Origin of the sequence: Variovorax sp. YR216 (assembly GCF_900107745.1) — a bacterium.
In the GTDB taxonomy this organism is placed as follows: domain Bacteria; phylum Pseudomonadota; class Gammaproteobacteria; order Burkholderiales; family Burkholderiaceae_C; genus Variovorax.
This window is the reverse complement of sequence record NZ_FNRO01000001.1, coordinates 394,228-412,381: the sequence shown is the minus strand read 5'-3', so window position 1 is coordinate 412,381 and position 18,154 is coordinate 394,228. Positions and strand designations below refer to the sequence as shown.

The 18,154-nt window shown below is 65.6% G+C and carries 18 protein-coding genes and 1 tRNA gene; 12 read left to right on the top strand and 7 right to left on the bottom strand.

The window, feature by feature from the left end:
* Positions 1-7 precede the first annotated feature (7 nt).
* Genes purD through rng form a run of 7 tightly spaced genes read left to right on the top strand, consistent with a single transcriptional unit; the run spans position 8 to position 6,104 of the window.
* Entirely contained in the window at positions 8-1,297 is a 1,290-nt protein-coding gene (purD, locus tag BLW05_RS01945; RefSeq protein ID WP_093158996.1) for a phosphoribosylamine--glycine ligase, read from the top strand.
* A 7-nt stretch (positions 1,298-1,304) separates the two neighbouring features.
* On the top strand, positions 1,305-2,234 hold the full coding sequence (gene hemF / locus BLW05_RS01940) for an oxygen-dependent coproporphyrinogen oxidase (RefSeq protein ID WP_093158994.1): 930 nt from the start codon (positions 1,305-1,307) through the stop codon (positions 2,232-2,234).
* Positions 2,225-2,845, top strand: a complete 621-nt coding sequence (gene nadD, locus BLW05_RS01935) for a nicotinate (nicotinamide) nucleotide adenylyltransferase (protein WP_093158991.1) — start codon at positions 2,225-2,227, stop codon at positions 2,843-2,845. The genes hemF and nadD overlap by 10 nt, the downstream gene beginning before the upstream one ends.
* Positions 2,845-3,504 (top strand): ribosome silencing factor, encoded by a 660-nt coding sequence (rsfS, locus tag BLW05_RS01930; protein WP_093158988.1) that lies wholly within the window; start codon positions 2,845-2,847, stop codon positions 3,502-3,504. Before nadD ends, rsfS begins: the two co-directional genes overlap by 1 nt.
* Complete coding sequence (gene rlmH, locus BLW05_RS01925; RefSeq protein WP_093158986.1) at positions 3,501-3,968, top strand: 23S rRNA (pseudouridine(1915)-N(3))-methyltransferase RlmH; 468 nt, start codon at positions 3,501-3,503, stop codon at positions 3,966-3,968. The genes rsfS and rlmH overlap by 4 nt, the downstream gene beginning before the upstream one ends.
* Entirely contained in the window at positions 3,965-4,570 is a 606-nt protein-coding gene (locus tag BLW05_RS01920; protein ID WP_093158983.1) for a Maf family protein, read from the top strand. The genes rlmH and BLW05_RS01920 overlap by 4 nt, the downstream gene beginning before the upstream one ends.
* A gap of 7 nt (positions 4,571-4,577) precedes the next feature.
* A complete protein-coding gene (rng, locus tag BLW05_RS01915) occupies positions 4,578-6,104 on the top strand; it encodes a ribonuclease G (RefSeq protein ID WP_093158981.1) in 1,527 nt (508 codons plus the stop codon).
* On the opposite strand, the gene msbA is transcribed toward rng, so the two are convergent.
* Positions 6,101-7,885 (bottom strand): lipid A export permease/ATP-binding protein MsbA, encoded by a 1,785-nt coding sequence (msbA, locus tag BLW05_RS01910; RefSeq protein WP_093158977.1) that lies wholly within the window; start codon positions 7,883-7,885, stop codon positions 6,101-6,103. The genes rng and msbA overlap by 4 nt on opposite strands.
* Positions 7,886-8,034: 149 nt before the next feature.
* Between msbA and tolB the strand changes: the two genes are divergently transcribed.
* The 5 genes from tolB (at position 8,035) to BLW05_RS01885 (ending at position 11,574) form a co-directional block, all read left to right on the top strand.
* Positions 8,035-9,351, top strand: coding sequence for a Tol-Pal system beta propeller repeat protein TolB (gene tolB, locus BLW05_RS01905; protein WP_177142534.1), 1,317 nt, complete (start codon positions 8,035-8,037; stop codon positions 9,349-9,351).
* 19 nt (positions 9,352-9,370) lie between these two features.
* Positions 9,371-9,880 (top strand): peptidoglycan-associated lipoprotein Pal, encoded by a 510-nt coding sequence (pal, locus tag BLW05_RS01900; RefSeq protein WP_093158972.1) that lies wholly within the window; start codon positions 9,371-9,373, stop codon positions 9,878-9,880.
* Between the two features lie 5 nt (positions 9,881-9,885).
* Positions 9,886-10,623 (top strand): tol-pal system protein YbgF, encoded by a 738-nt coding sequence (gene ybgF, locus BLW05_RS01895; protein ID WP_093160386.1) that lies wholly within the window; start codon positions 9,886-9,888, stop codon positions 10,621-10,623.
* 25 nt (positions 10,624-10,648) lie between these two features.
* Positions 10,649-11,449, top strand: coding sequence for a tRNA threonylcarbamoyladenosine dehydratase (locus BLW05_RS01890; RefSeq protein ID WP_093158970.1), 801 nt, complete (start codon positions 10,649-10,651; stop codon positions 11,447-11,449).
* A gap of 49 nt (positions 11,450-11,498) precedes the next feature.
* Positions 11,499-11,574, top strand: a tRNA-Lys gene (locus BLW05_RS01885).
* Between the two features lie 389 nt (positions 11,575-11,963).
* Here BLW05_RS01885 and BLW05_RS01880 read toward each other — a convergent pair.
* The 6 genes from BLW05_RS01880 to BLW05_RS01855 all read right to left on the bottom strand — a co-directional run bounded on the left by BLW05_RS01880 (position 11,964) and on the right by BLW05_RS01855 (position 18,145).
* On the bottom strand, positions 11,964-12,194 hold the full coding sequence (locus BLW05_RS01880; RefSeq protein ID WP_143044758.1) for a hypothetical protein: 231 nt from the start codon (positions 12,192-12,194) through the stop codon (positions 11,964-11,966).
* Between the two features lie 133 nt (positions 12,195-12,327).
* A complete protein-coding gene (locus BLW05_RS01875) occupies positions 12,328-12,906 on the bottom strand; it encodes a hypothetical protein (protein ID WP_256329967.1) in 579 nt (192 codons plus the stop codon).
* A 20-nt stretch (positions 12,907-12,926) separates the two neighbouring features.
* Positions 12,927-14,909, bottom strand: coding sequence for an ABC-F family ATP-binding cassette domain-containing protein (locus BLW05_RS01870; RefSeq protein ID WP_093160383.1), 1,983 nt, complete (start codon positions 14,907-14,909; stop codon positions 12,927-12,929).
* A 35-nt stretch (positions 14,910-14,944) separates the two neighbouring features.
* Complete coding sequence (gene prmB / locus BLW05_RS01865) at positions 14,945-15,808, bottom strand: 50S ribosomal protein L3 N(5)-glutamine methyltransferase (RefSeq protein ID WP_093158964.1); 864 nt, start codon at positions 15,806-15,808, stop codon at positions 14,945-14,947.
* Entirely contained in the window at positions 15,805-16,980 is a 1,176-nt protein-coding gene (dapE, locus tag BLW05_RS01860) for a succinyl-diaminopimelate desuccinylase (RefSeq protein WP_093158962.1), read from the bottom strand. The genes prmB and dapE overlap by 4 nt, the downstream gene beginning before the upstream one ends.
* Before the next feature lie 16 nt (positions 16,981-16,996).
* On the bottom strand, positions 16,997-18,145 hold the full coding sequence (locus tag BLW05_RS01855) for a PilT/PilU family type 4a pilus ATPase (protein WP_093158959.1): 1,149 nt from the start codon (positions 18,143-18,145) through the stop codon (positions 16,997-16,999).
* Positions 18,146-18,154 lie beyond the last annotated feature (9 nt).

Genomic DNA, 18,154 nt, shown 5'->3' with positions numbered 1-18,154 from the left:
CACGCGAATGAAAGTACTGGTGATCGGGGGAGGGGGCCGGGAGCACGCCCTGGCATGGCGGCTGGCGCAGTCCCAGCGCGTGAGCAAGGTGTACGTGGCACCCGGCAATGGCGGCACCCGCGGGGATGCACGCTACGAGTGCGTCGATGTTTCGGCGCCTGCCGCGCTGCGCGAGTGGGCGCAGAAGGAAAAGATCTCGCTGACCGTCGTCGGCCCCGAGGCGCCGTTGGCTGCCGGCGTCGTGGACGAGTTCCGCGCGCATGGCATGCGCATCTTCGGTCCGACCCAGGCCGCCGCGCAGCTCGAAAGCTCCAAGGCTTTCTCGAAGGCGTTCATGAAACGCCACGGCATTCCCACTGCCGAGTACGAGTCGTTCACAGACGCTGCCGCCGCGCATGCATACGTCGATGCCAAGGGCGCGCCGATCGTGATCAAGGCCGACGGTCTCGCGGCGGGCAAGGGGGTCGTCGTCGCGACGACCCTGGCCGAGGCGCACGAAGCCATCGACTTCATGCTGCTCGACAACAAGTTCGGCGTGTCGCACAACGAAGGCGGCGCGCGCGTCGTCATCGAGGAGTTCCTGCAGGGCGAGGAAGCGAGCTTCATCGTGCTGTGCGACGGCAAGAACGTCACCGCGCTGGCGACCAGCCAGGATCACAAGCGTCTGCTCGATGGCGACCAGGGGCCGAACACCGGCGGCATGGGCGCCTATTCGCCCGCGCCGGTGGTCACTGCGGAAGTGCATGCGCGGGCGATGCGCGAAATCATCCTGCCGACGATCCGCGGCATGGAAAAGGACGGCATCCCGTACACCGGCTTCCTCTACGCCGGGCTCATGATCGACGCCGCGGGCCACCCGAAGACGCTCGAATTCAATTGCCGCATGGGCGACCCGGAAACGCAGCCCATCATGCTGCGACTCAAGTCCGACCTGTTCGAGGTCTTCTGGCACGCCACCGACGGCACGCTGGATCAGGTCGAGCTCGAATGGGATCGCCGTGTGGCGCTCGGGGTGGTGATGGCCGCGCACGGCTATCCGCTGTCGCCGCGCAAGGGGGATCGCATCCAGGGCATTCCGGCTGAAGCTTCCGATGCGGTTGTCTTCCACGCCGGCACCACCCTGGAAGGCGGCGAGCTCAAGACCAGCGGCGGCCGCGTGCTCTGCGTGACCGTGCTGGCCGACAGCGTCAAGCAGGCGCAGCAGCGTGCCTACGAGTTGGCTGCGCGCATCGGCTTCGACGGCGCGCAGTACCGCAAGGACATCGGGCACCGCGCGGTTCATGCCCGCGGCGCCTGAGCGTCGAATGGAACCCACCCCGCTCGAAGCCAGACCGCAGGAGGTGGGCGACTACCTGCGCGGTCTGCAGCAGCGCATCGTTTCCGCGATCGAATCGGCGGATGGCAGCCAATGCGTGCGCGACGAGTGGCACAAGGCCCCGGGCGAACCGCTTCAAGGCAGCGGCCTGACCTGCATCATGGAGGCGGGCGGGCTCTTCGAGCGCGCAGGCTGCGGCTTCTCGCAGGTGCGCGGCCCGAAGCTGCCGCCATCGGCGACCCAGCATCGGCCGGAGTTGGCCGGCGCGCCGTTCGAGGCCATGGGCGTGTCGCTGGTCTTCCATCCGCGCAATCCGTACGTGCCGACGGTGCACATGAATGTGCGGATGCTCGCCGCGCTCCCTGCCGATGCGCCGCCGGTCTGCTGGTTCGGCGGCGGCATGGACCTGACGCCGTACTACGGGTTCGAGGAGGATGCGGTCCATTTCCACCGTACCTGCCGTGACGCGCTCGCGCCTTTCGGCGACGACAAGTACTCCCGCTTCAAGGCGTGGTGCGATGACTATTTCTTCCTCAAGCATCGCAACGAGCAGCGAGGGGTGGGCGGCATCTTCTTCGACGATTTCTCCGAGCTCGGTTTCGAACGCAGCTTCGCGATGCTGCGTTCTGTCGGCGACGCCTTCCTGCCGGCCTACCTGCCGATCGTCGAGCGCCGCCGCAACACGCTCTATGGGGAGCGCGAGCGGGGCTTCCAGCTATATCGGCGCGGCCGCTACGTCGAGTTCAACCTCGTGTGGGATCGCGGGACGCACTTCGGCCTGCAATCGGGCGGGCGCACTGAATCGATCCTCCTGTCGATGCCGCCGCTCGCAAGCTGGGCGTACCGGCAGGAGCCCGAGCCGGGCAGCCCCGAAGCGGCGCTGTACCGCGATTTCATCGTGCGACGTGAATGGCTTTGAAGAAGCCGAGGATCGGAGTTTTTGGCGGGGCGTTCGATCCGCCCCACAACGCGCACGTGGCCATGGCGCAGGCCGCGCTCGCACAGCTTGACCTGGCGGAGTTGCGCATCTTCCCCACGGGGCAGGCCTGGCACAAGGACCGGCCGCTGAGCGCGCCTGAGCATCGCCTCGCCATGTCGCGACTTGCCTTCGGCGATCTGGCCGGCACCAGCGTCGATCCGCGCGAGATCCTTCGACCTGGCCCGACCTACACGCTCGACACGTTGCGCGAACTGCAACATGAATTGCCCGGCGCGCAGCTCGTGCTCATCATGGGCGCCGACCAGGCCAACTCCCTGCACCACTGGCACGGCTGGGAGGAGATTCTTTCGATCGCTATAATTTCCGTAGCATACCGCGCACTACCCACGGGCTCTGACGTGCAGTTCGATCCATCATCGCTGCCTCCCGTGCCGCCCGGCGCCCACTTCGAAAAGCTCCAGCTCCCTCCGATGGACATCAGCGCGACCGACATCCGCGCGCGCGCCATGCGGGGGGAGGATCTTCGCCAACTGGTTCCGCCGGCGGTTGCACGCTATATTGAACAACACCACCTCTACCGATCCGCCTGATGAGAACTGAAGCCGCCGCCAAGAAAGACACGCAGAAACTCCAGAGGGCCATCATCGATGGCCTCGAGGACGTCAAGGCGCAGGACATCCAGGTTTTCGATACCGAGCATCTTTCCCCGCTCTTCGAGCGCGTGATCGTCGCTTCCGGAACCTCCAATCGCCAGACCAAGGCGCTTGCAGCGAGCGTGCTCGACGCGGTGCGCGAGGCGGGCTTCAACAAGCCGCGCGTCGAAGGGGAAGCCAACGGCGAGTGGATCATCGTGGACTGTGGCTCCGCGGTCGCGCACATCATGCAGCCGGCGATCCGCCAGTACTATCACCTCGAGGAAATCTGGGGTGACAAGCCGGTGCGCACCAAGCTCGGCGCGACCAAGCCGATGGCGGTGAGGGCATCAGAAGAGGCTGACAAGGTTCCAGCCGCGAAGAACACGTCGCTGCGGCGTTCCAGCGCTGCCAAGACGGCAGCCCGTACCGCGGAGCTCGCCGGGAAGAGGCCGGATGCCAAGAAGACTGCCGCAAAGAAGGCGCCCGCAAAGAAGGCCGCGGCACCGAAGCCGGCCAAGACCGTCGTCGTGAAGGCGCCAGCCAAGAAGGTTGCGGCGAAGAAAGCGGCACCGGCGAAGAAGGCGGCGCGCAAGACCACGTCCGCCCGGTCATGAAACTCCTGGTGGTCGCAGTCGGGCAGCGTGTGCCCGACTGGGCGCAGACCGCCTGGGACGATTACGCCAAGCGCTTTCCACCCGAGCTCAAGCTCGAGCTGCGTGCGGTCAAGACCGAGCCGCGCGGCTCCAAGACCCTGGAGACGCTCTACGCCGCCGAGCGCGAGCGCATCGAAGCCGCCATCGCCAAGGGCATGCGCATCGTCGTGCTCGACGAACGAGGGACCTCGCTCACCACCAAGGCGCTGGCCGCCCGGCTGCAGGCATGGCAGGGCGAGGGCGACGACGTCGCCCTGGTGATTGGCGGGCCCGACGGACTCGACCCCGCATTCAAGGCGGCGGCGCACGAGCGCATCAGGCTTTCCGACCTCACGCTGCCGCATGCGATGGCTCGGGTGTTGCTCGTCGAACAGCTCTATCGAGCCTGGTCGATCAATGCCGGTCATCCCTACCACCGCGAATGACCCCCGAATTCATCTATCTCGCGTCGCAGAGTCCGCGACGCGCCCAGCTGCTCGGCCAGTTGGGCGTCAAGCATGAGTTGCTGCTTGCCCTGCCGGACGAAGATGCCGAAGCGCTCGAGGCGGTACTCCCGGGCGAATCGCCGACGGCCTACGTCCAGAGGGTGACCGCACTGAAGCTGGACGCGGCCGTGGCGCGCTGGGAGCAGCGCAGCCTGCCGCGTGCGCCGATCCTGTGCGCCGATACGACCGTGGCGCTCGGGCGGACGATCCTCGGCAAGCCGGAGGACGCCGCGGATGCCGGGCGGATGCTCTCGATGCTTTCCGGCCACACCCACCGCGTGATGACCGCGATCGCGCTGCAGCATGGTGCAGAGCGGTGGACGTTGCTCAATGTGTCCCATGTGCGCTTCGCGCCGATCGATGCCGATCGGATCGCCGCCTACGTCGCGACGGGCGAGCCGCTCGGAAAAGCCGGTGCGTACGCCATCCAGGGTCGTGCGGCCGCATTCATCGAACACATCAGCGGCTCGCATTCGGGCATCATGGGCCTCCCGATGTTCGAGACCGCCCGGTTACTGCGCCAGGCGGGGTTCAGGCTTTAGACAACAGATGCAAGACATCCTGATCAACTGGTCGCCGCAAGAGACCCGCGTTGCGGTGGTGGAGCACGGCGCGGTCCAGGAACTCCACCTGGAGCGCACGCTCGAGCGTGGGCTGGTCGGCAACGTCTATCTGGGCAAGGTGTCGCGGGTGCTGCCGGGCATGCAGTCCGCCTTCATCGACATCGGCCTCGACCGCACCGCCTTCCTGCATGTGGCGGATATCGTGGCGCCGTTCACGCCGGGCTCGCGGCCAAGCGCGATCCTGACGGACCGTGACCATCGCAATGCCGGTGGGATGGTCCCGATCGAGAAGCAGGTGTTCGAGGGGCAGTCGCTGCTGGTGCAGGTCATCAAGGATCCGATCGGCACCAAAGGCGCACGGCTGTCAACGCAGATCAGCATCGCGGGCCGGCTGCTGGTGTTTCTCCCGCAAGACAACCATATCGGCGTCTCGCAGAAGATTCCGCCCGATCTGCGCGATGCGTTGCGCTCGCGCATGCAGGTGCTGATCGAGGCCGCGGCGGCAGCGGAAGCCGGTGGCGTGGTGCCCGCGAACACGGGCGGCTTCATTCTGCGGACCAACGGCGAGGATTCGAGCGATGCCGAGCTTGCCGAGGACATCGCCTACCTGCGCAAGACCTGGTCGCGTATCCGCGAGCTGTCGGCGCGCATGCCGCCGATGTCCTTGCTGCACCAGGACCTGAGCCTCCTGCAGCGCGTGCTGCGCGACATGACCAGCGAGGACACGCAGACGATCCGCATCGATTCGCGCGAGCAGTTCGATTCGCTGCTCAAGTTCGGCCTCGAGTTCATGCCGCAGGCAGCGGGCAAGCTGCAGCTCTACAAGGGCGAGCGGCCGATCTTCGATCTCTACTCGATCGACGAGGAGATCGCCAAGGCGCTGGGACGGCGCGTCGATCTCAAGTCCGGCGGCTACCTGGTGGTCGATCAGACCGAGGCGCTGACGACGGTCGACGTGAACACCGGCGGCTTCGTCGGGGCGCGCAACTTCGACGACACGATCTTCAAGACCAACCTCGAGGCTGCGCAGGCCATCGCGCGCCAGCTCCGGTTGCGCAATCTGGGCGGCATCGTCATCGTCGACTTCATCGACATGGCCCGCGACGACCATCGCGAGCAGGTGCTGGCCGAGTTCCGCAAACAGCTCGCGCGTGACCGCGTGAAGACGACCGCGGGCGGGTTCTCCCAACTCGGATTGGTGGAGATGACGCGCAAGCGCACGCGCGAGTCGCTGGCGCACATGCTGTGCGAACCGTGCCTTGCATGCAGCGGACAGGGGATCGTGAAGACCGCCCGCAGCGTGGCTTACGACGTGCTGCGCGAGATCCTGCGCGAGGCGCGCCAGTTCACCCCGCGCGAATTCCGCATTGTCTCGTCGCCACAGGTGATCGAGCTGTTCCTCGACGAGGAGAGCCAGCATCTGGCCGGGCTCAGCGACTTCATCGGCAAGCCGATCTCGCTGCAGGCCGAGCCTGCGATGGGGCAGGGCCAGTACGACATTGTTCTGCTCTAGATCGTCGGATCCTGGCCCGGGGTAGCACCTCGAATGGCCAGGTGCTGCAGCCTTGCGTAGAGCCCATCGAAAGCCATCAGCTGCGCGTGGCTGCCTTGCTCCGCGATGCGGCCATGATCCATGACCACGATGCGGTCGGCGTGCTGGATGGTTGACAGGCGGTGCGCGACGATGAGCGTGGTGCGGCCTTGCATCAGGCGTTGAAGTGCCTCCTGCACCAGGCGTTCGGATTCGGTGTCGAGCGCCGAGGTGGCCTCGTCCAGCAGCAGGATCGGCGCGTCCTTGTAGAGGGCGCGCGCGATCGCGAGACGCTGGCGCTGTCCACCGGAAAGCTGCGTCGCGTTATGGCCGAGCACGGTGTCGATTCCGTTGGGCAGGCTCTCGACATGCGCCGCGAGGTTGGCAGCCGTGACGCATTCGGCGATCCGGTCGCGGTCGATCTCGGCGCCGAGGGCCACGTTGGCCGCGAGCGTGTCGTTGAGCATGACGACGTCCTGGCTGACCATGGCGAACTGCGCGCGCAGGCTCTTGAGCTGCCATTCGGCGACATCCAGGCCGTCGAGCAGGATCTGTCCGCCGCTCGGCAGCACGAATCGCGGCAGGAGGTTGACGAGGGTCGTCTTGCCGGAACCCGAGGGTCCCACGAAGGCGATCACTTCGCCGGGCTCGATCGCCAGATCGACATCGTCGAGGGCACGTGCCTCGTCGCTTCCGCGGTAGTTGACGCGCGCCTTGCGAAGCTCGATGCGGCCCGTGGCGCGCGCGAGTTCGTGTTGGCCTTGCTTCTCGGGGCCGACCGTGTCGAACAGATCGAGGCCGCGCTCCAGCCCGGCAAGTCCTCGGGTGATCGGATTCGCCACGTCGGCAAGACGACGGATCGGCGCAATCAGCATCGCCATGGCGGCGACGTAGGCCACGAAACCGCCGACCGTCAGGCCTTGTTCGCTGCTTTGCCACAGCGCGATGACCACCACGATGGACAACGCGACGGCGGCTAGCAACTGCGTGAGCGGCGTCATCGCGGCGGAAGCAATGGTGGATTTCAGCGCCAGGCGATTGACGCTGTGGCTCAAGCGCTCGAAGCGGCCCAACTGGCTCGCCTGGGCGTTGTGCAGGCGCACGACCCGATGGGCGAGTACGTTTTCTTCGACGACATAGGCGAGCTCGTCGGTTGCGAGCTGACCCAGTTTCGTCAGGTGATAGAGGCGCTTCGACAGCGTCTTCATGATCCACGCGACACCCGGCACCATGGCGCAGATGATGAGCGTGAGCTTCCAGTTGAGGTAGAGCAGGTAGATCACGAGCGCGATCAGGGTGAGCCCATCGCGTGACAGCCCCAGCAGGGCCTGTATCAGCAGCATCCCCCCGGTCTGCACTTCATAGATGACGGTGTTGGACAGCGCGCTGGCCGACTGGCGCGAAAACAATGCGAGCTCGGCCGCCATGAGTTTCTGGAAGAGCATGCGGCGAAGCCGCTGCATGCCTTCATTCGCGATGCGCGAGAGTGCGTATTGCGAAGCGAACTGCGCGAGCCCGCGGACTGCGAAAAGCGAAATCATCGCCGCCGGCACCATCCAGAGCTGCAGTTGGCCCTTGGTGAAGCCTCGGTCGAGCAGGGGCTTCGTGAGCGCGGGCATGAGCGCTTCGGTCAGCGCGGCGATGCTGGCGGTAAGGAATCCGATGGCCCACCATTGGCGCGAACCGCCGAACCAGGTCATCAATCGCGCGAGTCGACGCGTCAGCGGGGGCCGCTCATCGGGGGCGGCGGGGGAGGGTTGCATGGCGGCGCATTCTACGTTCGCGCCTTCCATGTAGGACCGGACCGGTTCTTGTACACGTTTTGTGACTTGGGCCGCATCGCAATGTGTACCATGTGACCCCGTCAGGTCCGAGGCGGGAAACTTATTCCTCGGAAATCTCTCCGAACCGCATGAAAAAGCCGTTGCAAGACTTATCCCCAACCCCTTCTTCATCGTTCCTCGCTCGCCGCGCCTTGATTGCGGCTCTCGCTGCCTCCCCCGTTCTTCCTGCACTCGCCCAGTTCCGGGTCGAGGTGTCGGGCGTGGGGTTGACGCAGCTGCCCATTGCGCTCGTTCCCTTCAAGGGTGAGGACAGCTCGCCCCAGAAGATTTCCGCCATCGTGCAGGCCGACCTCGAGCGCAGCGGCCAGTTCCGTGGCGTCGACGCTTCGGGGCAGGCGCTCGACGAGAACTCCCGTCCCGACCTGAGCCTGTGGCGCCAGCGCACTGCCGACTCCCTGGTGGCAGGCAGCGTGACACGCCTTCCAGACGGCCGCTACACCGTGAGCTTTCGCCTTTGGGATGTGGTTCGCGGCCAGGATCTCGGCGGTCAGAGCTATACCGTGCCGCAGGGCGATCTGCGCCTCGCTTCGCACCGCATCGCCGACTACGTCTACGAGAAACTCACCGGCGAGAAAGGCATCTTCTCGACCCGCATCGCCTACGTCACCAAGGGCGGCAGCCGCTACAGCCTGTGGGTGGCCGACGCCGATGGCGAGAACGCGCAGGCCGCGCTCGCCAGCCCCGAGCCGATCATCTCGCCGCGCTGGTCTTCCAATGGCACGCAGCTCGCCTACGTGTCCTTCGAATCGCGCAAGCCGGTGGTCTACGTGCACAACGTCGCGAGCGGTCAGCGTCGCCTGGTTGCCAATTTCCGCGGCTCCAACAGCGCACCGGCCTGGGCGCCCGATGGCAACACGCTCGCCGTCACGCTGAGCCGGGATGGCGGCTCGCAGCTCTACACGATCTCTTCCGCTGGCGGGGAGCCCCGCCGTCTCACGCAGAGCAACAGCATCGACACCGAGCCGGTGTACTCGGCGGATGGCAGCACCATCTACTTCGTGAGCGATCGCGGGGGCGCGCCCCAGATTTACAAGATGAGTGCCAGCGGTGGCAATCCGACCCGCGTGACCTTCAACGGCACCTACAACATCTCTCCGTCCATCAGCGGCGATGGGCGGTGGTTGGCCTACATCTCGCGCGTCAACGGCGGATTCAAACTCCATGTGATGGATCTGCAGTCCGGCAACGCGCAGGCCATCACCGACACCACTGCCGACGAGCGCCCCAGTTTTGCGCCCAATAGCAAATTGATCGTCTACGCCACGAAGCTTCAAGGCCGGGAGGCCCTGATGACCACGACGCTGGACGGAAAGATAAAAGCCCGCCTGGCAGGACAGGCAGGAGACATCCGCGAACCGGACTGGGGTCCGTTTCAAAAGCAATGATTAACTTGAGGAGTTCGAAATGTTGAAACGTACGATTTATTCGCTGGCCATCGTCGCGCTCATCGCAGGCTGCTCGTCGGGCACGAAGCTCAACGAAGCCCCGGTGACGGACCGCGGCGGCCAGGGCTCGGGTGGGGCGGCCAGCGGCGTCGCTCCGGTCACGATCGACCCGAATGCGCAAACCGCGCAGGGTCCGGTCGGTGTGGCACGGATCATCTATTTCGACTTCGACAGCTACACCGTCAAGCCCGAATTCCAGTCGCTGATCGACGGCCATGCCCGCTTCCTGAAGGCGAACCCGCAGCGCCGCGTCTCGATCGAAGGCCACACCGACGAACGCGGCGGCCGCGAGTACAACCTGGCCCTCGGCCAGAAGCGCTCCGAGGCCGTGCGCCGTGCGCTGGTGCTGCTCGGCGTGTCCGACAGCCAGATCGAGGCCGTGAGCTTCGGCAAGGAAAAGCCGGCGGCTCAAGGCACGGGTGAGGACGTCTGGGCGCAGAACCGCCGCGCCGAAATCACCTACCGTTGATGATGATGCGCGGTGCTTTCTTGCGAGGCAGCGCCCTCGCAGCCGCATTGCTGTGCGCCTCGCTGGGCGCACAGGCCGCTCTTTTCGAAGACGACGAGGCTCGGCGCGCGATTCTCGACTTGCGTCAGCGAGTCGAGACCATTCGCACGCAAGGTGCCGACGAAAACGCTCAGCTGCGTCGCAGCCTGCTCGATCTGCAGAACCAGATCGAGCAGATGCGCGGCGACCTGGCCCGCATGACGGGCCAGAACGAGCAGCTCACGAAGTCGCTCTCCGAGATGCAGCAGCGCCAGACCGACCTCGACACCCAGCTCAAGAAGAACGAGCCCTCGAAGGTCGCGATCGACGGACGCGAATTCAATGCCGATCCGCGAGAGAAGGCGGACTTCGAAGCGGCGCTGGGCGTCTTCCGTGCGGGGCAGTTCGCGCAGGCGCAAACCGCTTTCGCGGATTTCGTGAAGCGCTATCCGCAGAGTGGTTACAACGCTTCGGCGCTGTTCTGGCTTGGCAACGCGCAGTACGCGACCCGCAACTACAACGAGGCCATCGCGAACTTCCGCTCGATGCTTTCGCTCGCGCCCGACCATGCGAAGGCGCCCGAGGCGGTGCTGTCGATCGCGAACTGCCAGATCGAGTTGAAGGACACGAAGGCGGCGCGGCGCACGCTCGAGGACCTGACGAAGGCCTACCCGCAATCCGAGGCCGCGCAGGCCGGACGCGAGCGGCTTTCGCGGCTGCGTTGAGCGCGGCCCTTCATCGCGCCACATCATGACGCCGGCCGTTGCTTCGGACGATGCGGACCTGGCTCGCCGCTTTGGCGGGCTGGAGCGCCTCTACGGCGTCGCGGGTGCGGCTGCGATCCGTTCGTCGCATGTGATGGTCGCCGGCATCGGCGGGGTCGGTTCATGGGCGGTCGAAGCGCTCGCGCGAAGCGGGGTCGGGCGACTGACGCTGATCGACCTCGACCACATCGCCGAATCGAACATCAACCGCCAGATCCATGCGCTCGACGCAACGATCGGGCAGGCCAAGGTCGAAGCGATGCGGGAGCGCATCGCGCAGATCAACCCTTCGTGCGAGGTGTTGGCGATCGACGAATTCGTGGAGCCGGGAAACTGGGAGGCGTTGCTTGCCAATGCACGCGAAGCGCACGGCGTGCCGGCAGCAGTCATCGATGCCTGCGATCAGGTGCGGGCCAAGGTGGCGATGGCGGCCTGGGCTCGCGCCACCAAGGCCGGCTTCATCACGGTGGGCGCGGCGGGGGGCAAGCGTCTGGCGCACAAGGTCGACATCGACGACCTTTCGCTGGTGACGCATGACCCCTTGCTCGCGCAGTTGCGCCAACGACTGCGCAAGGAACACGGCGCGCCGCGCGAAGGCCGGAAGATCGGTGTCGCCTGTGTGTTCAGCCGTGAGAGCGTGGCGCCCCCCGATGCCTCGTGCGCGGTCGCGGGCGACGGGTCGCTCAACTGCCATGGCTATGGATCGGTCGTCAGCGTCACGGCGACCTTCGGTCAATGCGCCGCCGGGTGGGTTCTGGACAGGATTGCCAGAATCAGCACGCTATAATCTCTGGCTTTGTCGGATTCGACGCCGGCAAAGATGCCTGAACAGGAAGGGGACGTTAGCTCAGTTGGTAGAGCAGCGGACTTTTAATCCGTTGGTCACTGGTTCGAATCCAGTACGTCCTACCATTCAAGCGCGCACAACAGGAGATGCCTGCTATCGAGATATCGCTAGCAGGCATTTTTCTTTTCGGATCATTCCCCGCTCTACGAAGACGAGCCGGTCGCTGGCGGATTGTCCTGCTGCGGCTTGGGCGGCGTTTCCGGGGTACTCGGCGAAGGCGCACGCCGCTTGCAGATCATGCGGCCCGTCTGTCGGTCCCAATTGCAGGACCGCGATTTGTTCGATGACGTCGCCGCCGCGGCGATCTCGGGCGCCAGCAAAGCGAAGCAGGCGAGGGCAATGAGGGGGAGGTGTCGTTTCACGCGGCCAGCTTACACCGGGATCGCGAAGCGCCCAAATCCGGGTCCGCCCGGGCCAACAAAAAGGCCGCGGAGGCGGCCTTTTCAGATGTGAGCTACGCAGGAGCGTCGTTGTCGTGCATCGATGGTTGTCGGGACCCCGACATGCTGGAAACGAGGCCGACGGCGCTGGCGCGGATCAGTTCCTGTCGCAGCGCGGCTTCAAGCAGGCGGCGAGCAGTGTCCGGCCTGTCATGGTCGTATTCCTCGTCGAGTTCGCAATGCAGGTAGTAGTCGACCCGAGCCATCAATCGTTCTACCGACGCTGCAAGATCTGTCTCATTCATCTTCCGCCCCTCCGTGTTTGATCGCGGAAAAACTATAGAAAATTTCTCGTGAGCCTCGGCATTATCTCCCGTTCGCTCAATTGCGCTCTTTCCGCTGTCGTGCTAGTCCAACAGGTCAGCAGGGATAAATGGCTCAATTGCCCTGGCGCAGCCCCAGCCGGCGCCAAACGCCGCCAAGCCGTGGCGCGCGCCGAGCTTCGGGGCGCGGCTCGGTCTCAGCGATCGGCGGAGGGAGCAGGTGGCGGACGGACTGCGCCACCTTGACGCAGTCCTTGATGTGCAGTTCGCCGAGCGAGCGCAGTGCGGCGTAGCTCAGCGTGGCCGAAACGGCCTGCCCGACGATGGGAACGTACTTTGCGGCCTGCTGGGCGGTGAGCTTGACGCCGGCATGGCGCGCGAGCTTGATCAGCAATTCGCGTGTCACCAGCCGGCCGACCAGCAGCGCGCCGACGGCGCCGGCGGCCTTCTGGATACGCTCGCGGTCATAGGGAGCGAGTCGTTCGAGCTGAGTGACGGAAAGACCGAACTCGGCGCTGATCTGCGGGACGACCCGCGACAGCAATGTGGCGTCAGCCGCCCAGTCGAGGCCCGGCACCGGCACGGCGCCCACCGCGGCGGCCATCATTGCCTTGCGGCTGAGCAGACGGCGGCTGCGACGGATGGCAGCGATCAGCTCGGGATCGCCCTGTGCAAGTTCGACGGAGGACGGCATGTCCCCAGACCTTATCAGAGTCAGGCGAGCGCTTCGAGCTGATCGGACAGGTCCAGCCAGCGTTCCTCGAGTTGCTCGATCTCGTCGTTCAGCGCCTTCAGGCGCTTGCCAGCTTCGGCGATCTCGGGTGCGGGCAGTGGTTGTGCCAGACGCGCCTCGATGGCGGTCTTTTCGACGCCGGCGTCGGCCAGCCGCTGGTCGATCTGGGCGAGTTCCCGCTTGAGCGGCTTGGCGCGCTCGTTGCGCTGCTGCCGGTCTTGAGCATCCTGCCGACGCTGGCCCTTTCCGGACGCGGGCGCCTCTTGCACGACAGGTACGGGCTCGACCGCCACCGCAGTCATCGCCGCCTTGGCTTCCTCGCGCAGGCGCCGGGCTTCCTCCAGCAGATAGCGCTGGTAGTCATCCAGATCGCCGTCGAAGTCACTCACCACGCCCCGACCGACGAGCCAGAACTCGTCGCAGACCGAACGCAGCAGTGCCCGATCGTGGCTGACCAGCATGAGCGTCCCTTCGAATTCGTTGAGCGCCACCGCCAGTGCTTCGCGCGTCGCGAGATCGAGGTGGTTGGTCGGCTCGTCGAGCAGCAGCAGGTTGGGTCGCTGCCAGACCATCATCGCGAGCACCAGCCGCGCCTTTTCGCCGCCGCTCATCGTGCCGACCGGCTGCTTCACCATGTCGCCGCTGAAGTTGAAGCTGCCGAGATAGCCGCGCAGGTCCTGCTCGCCGGTGCGCTCCCTGGCCGCCGCGCCGAGTTCACGGGCCAGGCGGACCATGTGTTCGAGCGGCGTGTCTGTCGGCCGGAGCACGTCGAGCTCCTGCTGCGCGAAGTAGCCGATGTTGAGGCCCTTGCCCTCGGTGATCGTGCCGGCCAGCGCGCCCATTTCGCGCGCAATGGTCTTGACCAGCGTCGATTTGCCCTGGCCGTTGGCCCCCAGGATGCCGATGCGCTGGCCGGCCAGCACCGACCGGTTCACGCCGCGCAGGATGATCTTGGTCGGCTCGTCCTCGGACTGGTAGCCGAAGCTCCCGTCGCTGATCGTCAGCATCGGATTCGGGATGTTGCCCGGCTCCTTGAACTCGAAGCTGAAATCGGCTTCAGCCAGCAGCGGCGCGACCTTTTCCATGCGCTCGAGCGCCTTGACCCGGCTTTGCGCCTGCTTGGCCTTGCTGGCCTTGGCCTTGAACCGGTCGATGAACTTCTGCAGGTGCGCGATCTTGTCCTGCTGCTTGGCGTAGGCGGCTTGCTGAAGCTCCAGCTGTTGTGCGCGCAGCGTCTCGAAGGCGCTGTAGTTGCCGCCGTAGCGGTTGAGGCGGGCATGTTCGATGTGCAGCGTCACATCGGTCACGGCGTCGAGGAACTCGCGGTCGTGGCTGATCACGATCATCGTGCCGGCATATTTCTGCAGCCACGCTTCGAGCCAGACGAGGGCGTCCAGGTCCAGGTGGTTGGTGGGCTCGTCGAGCAAGAGCAGGTCGCTTGGGCACATCAGCGCGCGCGCAAGCTGCAGGCGCATGCGCCAGCCGCCCGAAAAGCTGTTCACTGGCTGGTCGAGCTCATGCGGCTTGAAGCCCAGCCCAAGGATCAGCGCCTGTGCGCGGGGCACTGCGTCGTGCTCGCCGGCGTCGGCGAGATCGGTGTAGGCGTGGGCGAGGGCCATGCCCAGCTCGGCGTCGTCCGGGTCGGCCTCGTGCCCGGCTTCCGCGGTGGCGAGCGCCTCGCGCAACTCGACCAGGCGCGTATCGCCGGTGACGACGAAATCGGTCGCCGATTCGTCGGTCTCGGGCATGTTCTGCGCGACCTGCGCCATGCGCCATTGCTTCGGTATCGAGAAGTCGCCGCCGTCTTCATGCAGCGTGCCGTTGAAGAGCGCGAACAAGGTCGACTTGCCCGCACCGTTGCGTCCCACCAGCCCGACCTTCTCGCCGGGGTTGATGGTGACGCTGGCGCCGTCGAGCAGCACTTTGGCGCTGCGGCGCAGGATGACGTTCTTGAGGGTGATCATGGAATCGCCCGCCATCGCGGCGGGCCGGGGAATATCTACAACAGGGATTCGCGCGGGACCAGCAGCACCTGGTCATCGCCGGCGCTCGTTGGGAGCCACACCACTTCGAGCCGCGGAAAGGCCGCTTCGAAATGCGCGCGCTCGTTGCCGATTTCAAGCACCAGCACGGCGGACTCGCTCATCCTGGCGGGCGCATCGGCGAAGAGCCGGCGGATGAAGTCCATGCCATCGGTACCGCCGGCGAGGGCCAGTTCGGGCTCGGCGCGGAATTCGGCCGGAAGCTCGCTCATGCTTTGCGCGTTCACGTAAGGCGGATTGCAGAGGACGAGGTCATAGGGCCCGCGCACCGAAGCGAGGCCGTCGGATTGGAGCAGGGTGATGCGCGCATCGAGTTGGTGGCGCGTGACGTTGATCGCCGCGACCTCGAGCGCTTCACTCGAGATGTCGGCGGCATCGACCGAGACATCGGGATAGGTCATGGCCGCGAGAACCGCGAGGCTGCCATTGCCGGTGCACAGGTCGAGCACCTTGTGCGTCCGGTCGCTGAGCCATGGATCGATGGAACCATCGGCGAGAAGTTCGGCGATGAAGCTGCGCGGCACGATCGCGCGCTCGTCGACGTAGAAGGACACGCCCTGGAGCCATGCTTCCTTGGTCAGGTACGCCGCGGGCTTGCGCGTCTGGATGCGCTGATCGAACAGTGCCGCGACGCGGACCGCATCGGCCGGCGCGACCGGACGCTCCGCGGCGCCATCGAGGTCATCGAGCGGCAGGCCAAGACGCCAGAGCACCAGCCACGCCGCCTCGTCAAAGGCATTGGTCGTGCCGTGGCCGAAGGAAACGCCGGCGTCGGCCAACTGCTTCGCGCCGGCCTCGACGAGTTGGATCACTGTGCTCATACGTGAAGCAGCGCTTCGAGCCTGTCCAGCGTGCGGCGATAGATGTTCTTGAGGGGCTCGATTTCCGCGACCGCGATGTGCTCGTCGATCTTGTGGATGCTGGCGTTGGTCGGACCCAGTTCCACGACCTGCTTGCAGATCTTGGCGATGAACCGCGCGTCACTGGTGCCGCCACTGGTCGAGAGTTCGGTCTCGATGCCGGTCTCGTCGCGGATCGCCTTCTGGACCGCCTCGACCAATTCGCCGGGCTTGGTCAGGAAGGGCAGGCCACCGACAGTCCAGGCGAGCGTGAAGTCCAGCCCATGAGAGTCGAGCACTTGATGAACGCGCTGCTGCAGCGATTCCGGCGTCGATTCGGTCGAGAAACGGAAATTGAAGTCGATGACCGCCGAACCCGGAATCACGTTGCTGGCGCCGGTGCCTGCGTGGATGTTGCTGATCTGCCAGCTCGTTGGCTGGAAATACTCATTGCCGGCATCCCAGCCACCGGCGTCGTTGATCGCGACCAGTTCGGCCAGGGCTGGCGCGAACGAATGCACCGGATTCTTCGCGAGGTGCGGGTAGGCGATGTGGCCCTGCACGCCCTTCACGGTGAGCTTGCCGCTCATCGTGCCTCGGCGGCCGTTCTTGATCATGTCGCCGCAGCGCTCGACTGCCGTCGGTTCGCCGACGATGCAGTAGTCGATGCGTTCACCTCGAGCGGCGAGCGCGTTGCAGACGACCACCGTGCCGTCAACGCCGGGCCCTTCCTCGTCGCTGGTCAGCAGCAGGGCGAGCGAAAGCCGTGGGTCTGGCGTGGTGGCGAGGAATTCCTCGATGGCGACGACGAAGGCCGCGAGCGATGTCTTCATGTCGCACGCGCCGCGCCCGTAGAGCTTGCCGTCGCGGTGCGTCGGGGTGAAAGGGTGGCTGGTCCACTGTTCGAGCGGGCCGGTCGGGACCACGTCGGTGTGGCCGGCGAAGGCGATGGTCCGGCTTTCAGCGCCGGCCGTACCGGTGCGCACCGCCCAGAGATTGGTCACCCGGAAATCCGCCGGCCCGCTTTCGATGGTCTCGAGGCTGAAGCCCAGCCGCGCCAGTCGCTCGCCAAGAATCCCCTGGCACCCCGCATCGTCAGGGGTGACCGAGGGCCGGGAAATCAGTTGTTCGGCAAGCTGGAGCGTTCGGGACATCGAAAGGGCGAGTGGCTCACAGACGCACGTCGAGCGTGATGTCCGTGAAGGTGGGTTCCTCGACCTGTTCGAGGAAGGAGCGTTCTTCGTTGTGCGTGGTCGGCGCCTTGCGGTTCTGCAGGCGCCACATCAGGTTGGTCGGCGAATCGGATTGCGCCAAGCCTTCTTCGCGGGTGACGAGATTTTCGGTGATCAGCCGGGCGATGTCTTCCTCGAAGGTCTGCGACCCTTCGGCCATCGATTGCTCCATGGCTTCCTTGACCGCGGTGAAGTCGCCCTTGGCGATGTGTTCGGCGATCAGCGTGGTGTTGAGCATCACTTCGAGGGCCGGCACGCGCGCCCCGTTGGGTGTGCGCAGCAGGCGCTGGGCGACGACCGCGCGCAGGGCGCCGCTGAGGTCGCCGAGGAGCGTGGGACGTACTTCCACCGGATAGAAGCTCAGGACGCGATTCAGCGCGCGATAGCTGTTGTTGGCGTGCAGCGTGGCCACGCAGAGATGGCCCGACTGGGCATAGGCGATCGCGGCGGTCATCGTCTCGCGATCGCGGATTTCGCCGATCTGGATCACGTCGGGCGCCTGTCGCAGCGCGTTCTTGAGCGCGATCTGCAGCGACTGCGTGTCGCTGCCGACGTCGCGCTGGTTCACCAGCGACTTCTTGTTGGTGAAGGTGAATTCGATCGGTTCCTCGACCGTCAGGATGTGGCCGGTGGCGTTCTCATTGCGGTAGTCGAGCATCGAGGCCAGCGTGGTGCTCTTGCCGGCGCCGGTGGAGCCGACCATGAGGATCAGGCCGCGCTTTTCCATCACCAGCGTCTTGAGGATCTCGGGCAGGTTCAGGTCCTCGAAGGCCGGAATGACCGAGGCGATGTGCCGCACCACCACGGCATAGGTGCCGCGCTGGCGCATCGCGCTGATTCGGAAGTTGCCTGCGCCTTCGAGCGCGATCGCCGTGTTGAGCTCGCCGGTGCGTTCCAGTTCGGCGATGCGGCTCTCGTGCACCACCTCGGCCAGCAGGCTCAGTGGCGCTTCGGGCGGCAGGATCTGCGCATTGATCGGCATGCAGTTGCCATTGATGCGGATCTGCGCAGGGGAGTTGGCCGATAGGTAGATGTCGGAGGCCTTGCGTTCGGCCATCAGGCGAAGAATCCGCTCCATCGTGTTCATCGGCTCACT

Coding starts and splice junctions, on each gene's coding strand:
- purD (WP_093158996.1), top strand. CDS start 8: ATGAAAGTACTGGTGATCGGGGGAGGGGGCCGGGAGCACGCCCTGGCA.
- hemF (WP_093158994.1), top strand. CDS start 1,305: ATGGAACCCACCCCGCTCGAAGCCAGACCGCAGGAGGTGGGCGACTAC.
- nadD (WP_093158991.1), top strand. CDS start 2,225: ATGGCTTTGAAGAAGCCGAGGATCGGAGTTTTTGGCGGGGCGTTCGAT.
- rsfS (WP_093158988.1), top strand. CDS start 2,845: ATGAGAACTGAAGCCGCCGCCAAGAAAGACACGCAGAAACTCCAGAGG.
- rlmH (WP_093158986.1), top strand. CDS start 3,501: ATGAAACTCCTGGTGGTCGCAGTCGGGCAGCGTGTGCCCGACTGGGCG.
- BLW05_RS01920 (WP_093158983.1), top strand. CDS start 3,965: ATGACCCCCGAATTCATCTATCTCGCGTCGCAGAGTCCGCGACGCGCC.
- rng (WP_093158981.1), top strand. CDS start 4,578: ATGCAAGACATCCTGATCAACTGGTCGCCGCAAGAGACCCGCGTTGCG.
- msbA (WP_093158977.1), bottom strand. CDS start 7,885: ATGCAACCCTCCCCCGCCGCCCCCGATGAGCGGCCCCCGCTGACGCGT.
- tolB (WP_177142534.1), top strand. CDS start 8,035: ATGAAAAAGCCGTTGCAAGACTTATCCCCAACCCCTTCTTCATCGTTC.
- pal (WP_093158972.1), top strand. CDS start 9,371: ATGTTGAAACGTACGATTTATTCGCTGGCCATCGTCGCGCTCATCGCA.
- ybgF (WP_093160386.1), top strand. CDS start 9,886: ATGCGCGGTGCTTTCTTGCGAGGCAGCGCCCTCGCAGCCGCATTGCTG.
- BLW05_RS01890 (WP_093158970.1), top strand. CDS start 10,649: ATGACGCCGGCCGTTGCTTCGGACGATGCGGACCTGGCTCGCCGCTTT.
- BLW05_RS01880 (WP_143044758.1), bottom strand. CDS start 12,194: ATGAATGAGACAGATCTTGCAGCGTCGGTAGAACGATTGATGGCTCGG.
- BLW05_RS01875 (WP_256329967.1), bottom strand. CDS start 12,906: ATGCCGTCCTCCGTCGAACTTGCACAGGGCGATCCCGAGCTGATCGCT.
- BLW05_RS01870 (WP_093160383.1), bottom strand. CDS start 14,909: ATGATCACCCTCAAGAACGTCATCCTGCGCCGCAGCGCCAAAGTGCTG.
- prmB (WP_093158964.1), bottom strand. CDS start 15,808: ATGAGCACAGTGATCCAACTCGTCGAGGCCGGCGCGAAGCAGTTGGCC.
- dapE (WP_093158962.1), bottom strand. CDS start 16,980: ATGTCCCGAACGCTCCAGCTTGCCGAACAACTGATTTCCCGGCCCTCG.
- BLW05_RS01855 (WP_093158959.1), bottom strand. CDS start 18,145: ATGAACACGATGGAGCGGATTCTTCGCCTGATGGCCGAACGCAAGGCC.